Origin of the sequence: Maribacter sp. UBA3344, assembly GCF_002362375.1 — a bacterium.
GTDB classification, from domain to species: Bacteria; Bacteroidota; Bacteroidia; order Flavobacteriales; family Flavobacteriaceae; genus Maribacter; species Maribacter dokdonensis.
Map to the genome: position 1 here is coordinate 130,585 of NZ_DERI01000011.1, position 9,474 is coordinate 140,058.

Consider the following 9,474-nt stretch of genomic DNA (forward strand, 5'->3'; position numbering starts at 1 on the left):
TATTTTTGAAATGTAAATGAATGGATATGAGAATAAGTATTGCAGTATTGATTTTGTGTGTAATGGTTTCTTGCGGACAAGAAAAAAAGTATCATGATGCCAAACCTAACATTGAATCAATAACAAAGTCAGATAAGCTAGCTGATATTTTGCTGTTTCAAGAAGAGCTGAACGCTGAGTTTAAAAATCCTGAATCTTCACCTTTGCCCGATAGATTTAGAATTGATTTTGAGTCTTTAGAATTTTTTGAGCCAGATACCAACTACATAGTAGAAGCGGAGCTTGTAAGAACGCCAGAAGCTTTACCATTTTCAATGCCAACAACAACAGGTAGAGAATCAACGGAGGTGGTTTACGGTATTGCTAAATTTACCTTGAATGGAAAAGATCATGAATTGGAAATTTATCAATCGCCGGAGCTAATAACGCAAGCCGAATATGAAGATTATTTGTTTTTGCCTTTTACAGATAATACAAACGGAGAAGAAACGTATGGCGGTGGTAGGTATTTAGATTTAAGAATACCTAAAGGAAATAAGATAATTTTGAACTTCAATAAAGCCTATAATCCTTATTGCGCTTATAATAAAAAATTTAGTTGTCCAATTGTGCCTAAGGTCAATAATTTGGATACAGAAATTAAAGTAGGGGTGAAAGCCTTTGAACATTAATGGAGAAAATAAAAAACCTCGGCAGGTATTGCCGAGGTTTTAAAACTTAAACTATAAAATCAACCATTAATTATATCAACAACTTAGAAAGAGTAGATAGCTGCTACTGCAAAAGTAGATAGGCTATTAGTTGTTCCAATGCCGTCACTCTCTATGAACGGCTCAAAGTCGTTACCAAAACTATCCAATCTAATTTCTGGCTTAATAATCAAATTATCTTTTGTGTAGCTTCCTGTAAGAGTTAAACCAAGTACGGGAACATCATCATCTAGTAAGTCATCACTAAATGCAATATATTCACCTCTTAAGCCGATAGCAAAATTATCTGAAGTGGTTAGTTGTGGGTAAATCGCTGCTCCGTAAAAACCAGTTCCTGTTTCTGAATTATCATTGTAAGCCGCATTTATTCCAAAGAAAAAATCTTCAGAAAGATCAAATCCACCAGTATAATCTATTTCAAATCCTAGACCACCACTAGTGCCATTGTCATAATATAAATTAAGATACTGTCCAGAAACTCCTAATTGAGCTCCATAAGCATACTCTCCTGTACTACTTGTATCGTTAACATCCCATGGATTAGAAACGGATAACATTAAGCTAACATCATCGGATAAGGCTATATCAGCCTTTACACCTAAGTGAGAAAATGGTCCATTTGAAAATAAGTAAGAAACACTATAGTTAAAGTTGGCAGCAGGTGCTATTACTTCGTAACCTAAAAATGTATTCCAACGACCAGCGGTAAGTGTTACTTTGTCAGATACATTCCAGTAAGCATATGCTTGGTTTATTACGCCGTTTAAAACATCGTTCTCAAAAGTAGCTTCTGTTCCTCTAGGTCCAAAAACTAAATCTACTACCACACCGGTATTTTCCATATCATAACTACCTACGATATTTGCCATCCCTAAAGCAAAACCTGTTTGGTTGGCAAAAGAAGTTTCTGTAGCCGTGGTTGCATCTCCGCCATCTTTAAAAGCTGTTCTCCAGTAAGCATCTATAGATCCGCTTAAAGTGAATTTTTTCTCTTCTTGCTCTTCTTGAGCTAAAACGCCGGCAGCTGCAAAAAGCATAAGACCTGATGCGAAAATATTTTTTACGTACTTTGTATTTATAATCGTTTTCATAAGTTTTGATTTAATCCCTAATGGGATGAATTAATTTTGAGAAATTTATTTATTGAAAAGGTTATGTAACGGAGCGTTCTGCAAAACGCTCCGTATTTTTTTAGTGTTGGTTCATTCTGAAATCAGCATAAGCATCCATTCCGTGCTCATGAAGATCTAAACCTTCAACTTCTTCTTCTTTAGAAACTCTAAGACCAATTGTTGCTTTAAGTACTCCTAAGATAATACCAGAGGTGACTATACAGAACCCACCTACGATCAATACACCGTATAATTGTGTCATGAACTGAGCTCCACTAGCCATGCTACCGAAGATACCTACAACCAATGTTCCCCAGATACCACAGATCAAGTGAACTGCTACAGCACCTACAGGGTCATCTAATTTTAATTTGTCTACCAAGGCAACACCACCAACAATGATAATACCGGCAATGAATCCAATGATTACAGCTTCATTTGGTGACATTAAATCCGCTCCTGCGGTAATACCTACCAATCCACCAAGAATACCGTTTAAGAACATAGTTAAATCTAAGTTCTTATAAAGAATAGTAGAGGTAATCATTGCTCCAAATCCACCAGCGGCTGCAGCCAAACTTGTAGTAACCAATACTAAAGATGTCAATTCTGGATCTGCGGATAATACTGAACCACCGTTAAACCCAAACCATCCTAACCATAATATCAATACACCTGCGGTAGCCATTGGTATGCTGTGACCCGGTATAGCGTTTGGCTTACCATCTTTACCGAATTTTCCAATTCTAGAACCTAAAAGGTATATTGCAACTAAAGCTGCCCATCCACCAACTGAGTGTACTAATGTAGAACCTGCAAAATCATAGAATCCCCAAGAATCCAAGAATCCGCCTCCCCATTTCCAAGCACCTACTATAGGGTATACCAAACCAACATAGATTACTGTAAATATCATGAAAGCTCCAATTTTCATACGTTCTGCTACTGCACCAGATACAATAGTAGCCGCTGTTGCTGCGAACATTCCTTGGAAAAGAAAATCTGTCCACCACGTGTAGCCGCCATCTGCATAGTCAGGTGTCATACCGCCTTCAGGGGCACCAATACCAAAACCTGCAAATTTTAATAAGCCCATATCTCCATCTTCAAAACCTGGGTACATTAAATTGAATCCCCATGCATAATAAAGAAGTAAACCACCTGTAATAATGAATATGTTCTTAAATAATATGTTGATTGTGTTCTTTTGTCTTGTTAAGCCAATTTCTAAAAAGGCAAAACCTGTATGCATGAAGAATACCAATGCGGTAGCCAACATCATCCATACGTTATTTGCTGTAAATAATCCTGCGTCCATTTCGTTTAGTTTTTTAGTTAGTTATTTTATTTAGTTAATACCGGCTAAACCGTCTTCTTTAGTTCTTATTCTATATGCTTGAAGGACTTCAGATACAAATATTTTACCGTCACCTACATTACCGGAGTAAGCTGCCTCTAGTATTTTATTAACTGTTTTTTCAAGAAAGTCATCTGATACTACAATGGTTAGGTACCTGCGTTGTATATCAGTAGTGCTGTAAGAGATGCCACGGTAAACGTGACCTTCTTTTTCATTACCTACACCTGTTACATCCCAGTAACTGAAGAAATTTACTTCAATACTGTGCAACGCTTCTTTGACATCGTCAAACTTTGATTTTCTAATAATTGCCTCGATTTTTTTCATTTGAATAAGTTTTTGATATTGCCAAATATATGTTAAAAACATTGTTACCCTAAAAATATTAGGGGTTCATGCTTAATTTTTACGAGTATCTTAATATATACCCCATAAATTTTAGGGTAATGTTATTTATGGTTAAATATTTTGACAATATCTAGAAATGGAATTGATGAAATTAACCTGTGCGTAGAATAATCGTCAGAAAAACGAGAGATTATCTAACGATTGTTTAAAAAATGAGCAAATACCTAAAAAAATGAACAAAAATAAAATAGTGCTTAGTGAATGTTAATTCTATAACATTTTGCAAATCCAAAGACCTAATGAGATGGCTAAGACACCAATAACGACACTAAACCCCATATATAATGAAGTTTGAAGTAGAGAAGATTCTTTTAAAAGGATATTGCTTTCTAAAGCAAATGTAGAGAAAGTGGTAAAGCCTCCGCAAAATCCGGTGGCTAATAATAAAGTCTGATTTTCAGAAATGTAATTGTTCTTTAAGGAGAGTCCTATTAGTATACCTATTATTAGACAACCAATTACGTTGACAAGAAAAGTACCTAAATAGAAATTTGAATAGTAGGCGTTAAGGTTTTTAGATATAATATATCTTAATATACTACCGAACCCCCCACCTAAAAAAACCAGTATAAATTGTTTCATACCTTATAAAGGTAAAAACTAAACGGCTTTCTTGTAGCTGGTTGTAAGTAAATCTAATGGGTAAATAACAGAAGTTGGTTGTTTGGATAGCTTTTGAGAAGAAGTTTTCGTTTTTTGAGAAACACTTATTAAGCTAACTACAACTAAGGCAACGTTAATACCTACTAATACTAAAAAAATTGTAAGAAATGTCATCATAATTTATTACACCTTTATAGATGAATAACGCAAAATTACGGTATTTGGTATATTAAACGAGGATATTGACCGTTTTGTTGTGAAAACGTTAATTTTTGTGGTGTAGGAAAAAAATTAACTATTCCTTTAGGAAAAACTTTATAAATAGTAGTAAAATCAAGAAAAGTGCAAAGGATATGCCAATCCATTTAACACCTTTAAAATTTTTACGATGAAAATCAAGGTCTTTTTTGTAAGAAATAATGATTATGATCGTAAAAACCACGGCAAAAGCGATTGCAAAAATGATTTGTCCGGTGCTAAACATATTTTATATTTTTACGCAAAGCTAACCTAAAACGGTAAAATAAAAATGAAAAACAAAATCAATGCAGTAAAGGAATTTCATAATTCTTTTGGTCTAGGTGTTTCTGAGAAAATGATTGCTGATTTAGGACCAGCCAAGAATATGTTGCGCTTTAATTTAATGGACGAAGAGAATAAGGAGTATTTAGAGGCTGCCCAAAATAATGATTTGGTAGAAGTTGCCGACGCTCTAGGAGATATGTTGTACATATTGTGTGGTACAATTCTAGAACATGGCATGCAATACAAAATTGAAGAGGTGTTCAATGAAATACAGCGTAGTAATATGAGTAAGTTGGGTGAAGATGGTAAGCCAATTTACCGGGAAGATGGTAAGGTTTTAAAAGGCCCTAACTATTTTAAACCTAATATTAATGAAATATTGAGTAAATAAAAAAGGGGGCAATTTGCCCCCTTTTTATTGTGAATTAATTTTTTAAGCTTTCACTTTAAAACGCCATCCAAACTTGTCCTCAGACTTGTTGTACTGGATATCAGTAATGATTTTCTTTAATTGCTGACCATAACTATTATCTAATTCTGGTAGATCATAATCTGTATCTCTAAACCCAAATCCAGCAATTGGTGATATTACTGCAGCAGTACCTGCACCGAACATTTCTTTTAATGAACCGTCTTTAGCTGCTTCAACAACTTCTTTTACAGTAATTTTTCTTACCTCGATCTTTATACCTTGGTTTTTGGCAATTTCTAAAATACTCTTTCTGGTTATACCATCTAAAATACGATCACTTGTAGGTGCGGTCAATAAAGTGTCGTTAATTCTAATGAAAATATTCATTGCACCAGCCTCTTCTATATATTCGTGAGTGGTGTCATCTGTCCAGATTACCTGATTGTATCCTTTTTCAATAGCCAATTGGGTTGGGTAAAATTGCCCTGCATAGTTACCACCTGCTTTTGCGAAACCAACACCTCCATTAGCTGATCTTGAATATTTTTCTTCGATAAGAACTTTTACTTTACCTGAAAAATATGCGCCAGAAGGAGCACAGGCAATAATAAACTTATATTCATTTGCAGGGGAAGCATGAAACCCGTTGCCAGAAGCGAACATAAAAGGTCTAATGTATAAAGAACCTCCTTCTTTTGTTGGTATAAATTCTTTATCCAAGTTTAACAGTGTAGTTAAACCTTCCATGAAATAGTCTTCGGGAATCTGCGGTATGCACATTCTCTCTGCAGAAATATTTAAGCGTTTAAAGTTGTCTAACGGTCTAAATAAAAAGACATCGTCATTTTTGTCCTTATATGCTTTCATACCTTCGAATATAGATTGTCCGTAATGGAAAATTTTAGAAGAAGGGTCAAGTGTTATAGGTTGGTATGGAGTTATTGTAGGTGTTTCCCATGCTCCGTTCTTATATGTGCAGACCAACATATGGTCCGTAAATACAGAACCAAAGGTTAAATTGTCAAAATCAACTTGGTCAATTTTTGAAGTTTTAACTTTTTCTACTATGATATCTTTCGTTGCAATACTCATGAAATACGTAACTTTAGTTGATTAAAATTAAACAAATATCCATAGTAGCACTTCTTTTTTTCTTTAAAATTGATCAGTTTTGCAGGGATATCAACATTTTTGAGATTTATGAAAGGATTTAACATATTACTTGTCTTTTTATTTGGCATTTTTTCATGTTTTGGACAACAAAATGATGCAAATACTTCTTCAAAGTTTTACGGTGAAGAGTTTACTGTCACTACATTGAGTAAAAAAGATGAAGTTATGAGGCAATTTGCCACCATGCCTATTTCAGATTCTTTACAGCTACAATTTAAAACCAAGGTAAAAGAAGTGTGTAAAGTTAAAGGCTGTTGGATGACCGTTGAACTGCCTGATGGAAACCAAGCTATGGTACGTTTTAAAGATTACGGTTTTTTTATGCCAGCTGATATTTTAGAAAAGGAAGTGGTTTTGAATGGTAAGGCATTTGTTGAGGAAATGAGTGTTGATGATCAAAGACATTATGCTAAAGATGGCGGAAAAACGGCTCAAGAGATAGCACAAATAACATCTCCAAAAAGAACTTACAGTTTTGAGGCTTCTGGAGTATTAGTTCCAAATTAATTGAAAAGGGAAATTATTACAACGGCTGATGGTTCTACGACCATTCAAATAAAAGATTGGCAAGAACAGTATCATTCAAAACACGGTGCTATTCAAGAGGCTTATCATGTATTTATACACTCTGGCTTAGACTTATTTGAAAATACAACGGTAGATATTTTGGAAATTGGATTTGGTACCGGTTTAAATGCACTGATTACTTTAATTGAATTCAAAAAAAGAAACCTAAAGATTAATTATACTGGTGTAGAGGCGTATCCTGTTTCTAAAGATGAACTTGGCCAGCTAAACTATTTAGACCAGTTGAAAGCAAATTCCTTGAAAGATGAATTTGCTACAATGCACACATCTCCATGGGAAAAGTTGGTTGAGGTAACCGCAGACTTCAGCCTAATAAAGGAACAAAAATTCTTCAAGGATATTAGTAAAAGCAATGCTTTTGATTTGGTTTATTTTGATGCATTTGGAGCTAGGGTACAGCCGGAACTATGGACGGTTGAAATCTTTGAAATTATGTTCAAAGCAATGAAAAGTGGTGGTTATTTGGTTACATATGCAGCAAAAGGCAGTGTAAGAAGAGCCATGCTTGAAGTTGGTTTTTTGGTAGAAAGGTTACCTGGACCTCCTGGCAAAAGAGAAATGTTAAGGGCAAAAAAACAATAATTTATATGGTGTTAGTAAAACTTTAACGCCTTTAAATTCAATAGGTTCTGCATTTATGTTAAATCGAAATTAAATTGCATATCAGCGAGCATCAAAAGCAATATCTTTATTCCATGAAAGTATTGATTACAGGTGCAACGGGTTTAGTAGGTAGCGAGTTGGTATCTCAATGCCATGAAAAAGGTTATGCCGTTAATTACCTAACTACTCGAAAAAATAAAATTGTTTCAAAACAAAACTATCAAGGTTATTTCTGGGATCCTACTACTGGTGAAATAGATGCCAACTGCTTAGATGGTGTTTCTACCATTATCAATTTAGCAGGGTCAAGTATCTCTAAAAGGTGGACAAATAGTTATAAGAAAGAAATTATTGACAGTAGGGTCAATACCTTAGAACTTCTTAGGAAAACATTATTGGAGCGTGAAGGCCATACGGTAAAATTCTTGGTGTCCGCATCCGCTATAGGTATTTATCAAGATTCTTTAAGTCATTATTATACAGAAGATAATACTAATGTTGATGATAGTTTTTTAGGAGAAGTGGTTAGCCTTTGGGAGAAAAAGGCAAACGAATTTAAATCTCTTGGACTAACGGTTGCTAAAGTTAGAATTGGTTTGGTGTTGTCTAAAGATGGCGGTGCATTGCCAGAAATGGCAAAACCGGTTAAATATTATGTAGGTTCCGCATTTGGAACAGGAGAGCAGTGGCAGTCTTGGATTCATGTTGCAGATTTGGCAGGTATTTTTATACATATTATAAAGTATAGGTTAAAGGGTGTATATAACGGAGTGGCACCCAACCCGGTTACTAATGCCAAGATGATCAAAGAAATAGCAAAGGCTTTGGATCAACCTTTGTTTATGCCAAATGTGCCCAAGTTTGTAATGTACACCGTGTTAGGTAAAATGGCATATATATTATTCGCTAGTCAGCGGGTTAGTAGTAAAAAAATTGAAGAAGAAGGTTTTGTGTTTAATTATGTGAATATATGTCAAGCACTAGGTGCAATATATGATAGTGGTACTAAGTGTGTAGATGATAAAAGTAATGTGACAAAGCAATTTGTTTCTTAAATAAAATAGTTTCTTACCTAGATGGATAATCCGCTTTTGGCGGATTTTTTTTTATTCTTTTGTGACATTTTGACATTTTTAAAGAATTGGCAGTACTTTTGCCTGCTTTTAAACAGCGATTTAAATTACAATTAATTATGAGTGATAAAGAAAACACTTTGGACGAAGAATTCTTGGAAGATGAGCTTTTAGAGGGCGAAACACAAGAACAAAAGGCAGGAGATGAAAAGGAAAATGTGGAGGAAGAAAAGTCTGTTGAAGAGACGCTAAGTGAAGAACTTGCAAAAGAAAAGGATAAGTTTTTAAGATTATTTGCTGAATTTGAAAATTATAAAAGACGTACTTCTAAAGAGCGTATGGAGCTTTTTAAAACGGCAGGTCAAGAAGTTATAGTTTCATTATTACCTGTGTTGGATGATTTTGATAGAGCTATGAAAGAGTTGGCTAAATCTGACGATAAAGAGGTTTTCAAAGGAGTAGAGTTAATAAATGTCAAGTTTAGAGAGACCTTGAAAGCTAAAGGTTTAGAGATGGTTGAAGTTAATGCAGGTGATGTTTTTGATGCAGAGATTCACGAGGCCATTACTCAAATACCTGCTCCGGACAAAAAGATGAAAGGAAAGGTTATTGACGTCATCGAAAAAGGGTTTAAGTTAGGTGACCGTATTATTAGGCATCCAAAAGTAGTAGTAGGAAATTAAATAATTGGAATGAAGGAAGATTATTATGAAGTATTGGGCATTAGTAAAAACGCTACTGCTGCAGAGATAAAGAAAGCTTATCGTAAAAAAGCATTACAGTATCACCCGGATAAAAATCCTGGTGACAGTTCTGCCGAAGAGAAGTTTAAAAAATCTGCCGAAGCTTATGAAGTGCTTAGCGATGCAGATAAGAAAGCGCGTTATGATCAATTTGGTCATGCAGC

12 protein-coding genes are annotated in these 9,474 nt (G+C 34.7%); 7 read left to right on the forward strand and 5 right to left on the reverse strand.

From position 1 onward, the window contains the following. Positions 1-20: 20 nt before the first annotated feature. Complete coding sequence (locus B2Z27_RS08190) at positions 21-671, forward strand: DUF1684 domain-containing protein (protein WP_339631823.1); 651 nt, start codon at positions 21-23, stop codon at positions 669-671. Between the two features lie 83 nt (positions 672-754). On the opposite strand, the gene B2Z27_RS08195 is transcribed toward B2Z27_RS08190, so the two are convergent. The 4 genes from B2Z27_RS08195 to crcB form a co-directional block, all read right to left on the reverse strand. Next, positions 755-1,801, reverse strand: coding sequence for an outer membrane beta-barrel protein (locus B2Z27_RS08195; protein WP_286813298.1), 1,047 nt, complete (start codon positions 1,799-1,801; stop codon positions 755-757). A 100-nt stretch (positions 1,802-1,901) separates the two neighbouring features. Continuing rightward, a complete protein-coding gene (locus B2Z27_RS08200) occupies positions 1,902-3,140 on the reverse strand; it encodes an ammonium transporter (RefSeq protein WP_074672620.1) in 1,239 nt (412 codons plus the stop codon). 30 nt (positions 3,141-3,170) lie between these two features. Further along, entirely contained in the window at positions 3,171-3,509 is a 339-nt protein-coding gene (locus tag B2Z27_RS08205) for a P-II family nitrogen regulator (RefSeq protein ID WP_058104293.1), read from the reverse strand. Between the two features lie 291 nt (positions 3,510-3,800). Beyond that, positions 3,801-4,172 (reverse strand): fluoride efflux transporter CrcB, encoded by a 372-nt coding sequence (gene crcB, locus B2Z27_RS08210; RefSeq protein WP_286813299.1) that lies wholly within the window; start codon positions 4,170-4,172, stop codon positions 3,801-3,803. Positions 4,173-4,722: 550 nt separating this feature from the next. On the opposite strand from crcB, the gene B2Z27_RS08220 reads away from it, so the two are divergent. Continuing rightward, complete coding sequence (locus tag B2Z27_RS08220; RefSeq protein ID WP_286813301.1) at positions 4,723-5,109, forward strand: nucleoside triphosphate pyrophosphohydrolase family protein; 387 nt, start codon at positions 4,723-4,725, stop codon at positions 5,107-5,109. A gap of 42 nt (positions 5,110-5,151) precedes the next feature. Here B2Z27_RS08220 and B2Z27_RS08225 read toward each other — a convergent pair whose 3' ends face one another. Beyond that, positions 5,152-6,222, reverse strand: a complete 1,071-nt coding sequence (locus tag B2Z27_RS08225) for a branched-chain amino acid aminotransferase (RefSeq protein WP_286813303.1) — start codon at positions 6,220-6,222, stop codon at positions 5,152-5,154. A gap of 108 nt (positions 6,223-6,330) precedes the next feature. Between B2Z27_RS08225 and B2Z27_RS08230 the strand changes: the two genes are divergently transcribed. The 5 genes from B2Z27_RS08230 to B2Z27_RS08250 form a co-directional block, all read left to right on the forward strand. Further along, positions 6,331-6,810: a DUF4920 domain-containing protein gene (locus tag B2Z27_RS08230; RefSeq protein ID WP_286813305.1), complete on the forward strand. Its 480-nt coding sequence runs from the start codon at positions 6,331-6,333 to the stop codon at positions 6,808-6,810. Continuing rightward, positions 6,811-7,473 (forward strand): tRNA (5-methylaminomethyl-2-thiouridine)(34)-methyltransferase MnmD, encoded by a 663-nt coding sequence (mnmD, locus tag B2Z27_RS08235; protein ID WP_286813306.1) that lies wholly within the window; start codon positions 6,811-6,813, stop codon positions 7,471-7,473. It abuts the gene before it with no gap. Between the two features lie 113 nt (positions 7,474-7,586). Further along, positions 7,587-8,549, forward strand: a complete 963-nt coding sequence (locus B2Z27_RS08240) for a TIGR01777 family oxidoreductase (protein WP_286813308.1) — start codon at positions 7,587-7,589, stop codon at positions 8,547-8,549. Positions 8,550-8,686: 137 nt separating this feature from the next. Continuing rightward, entirely contained in the window at positions 8,687-9,250 is a 564-nt protein-coding gene (locus tag B2Z27_RS08245) for a nucleotide exchange factor GrpE (RefSeq protein WP_058103578.1), read from the forward strand. A gap of 9 nt (positions 9,251-9,259) precedes the next feature. After that, positions 9,260-9,474: DnaJ domain-containing protein (locus B2Z27_RS08250; protein WP_286813309.1), on the forward strand; the 215-nt coding region annotated here is incomplete at its 3' end.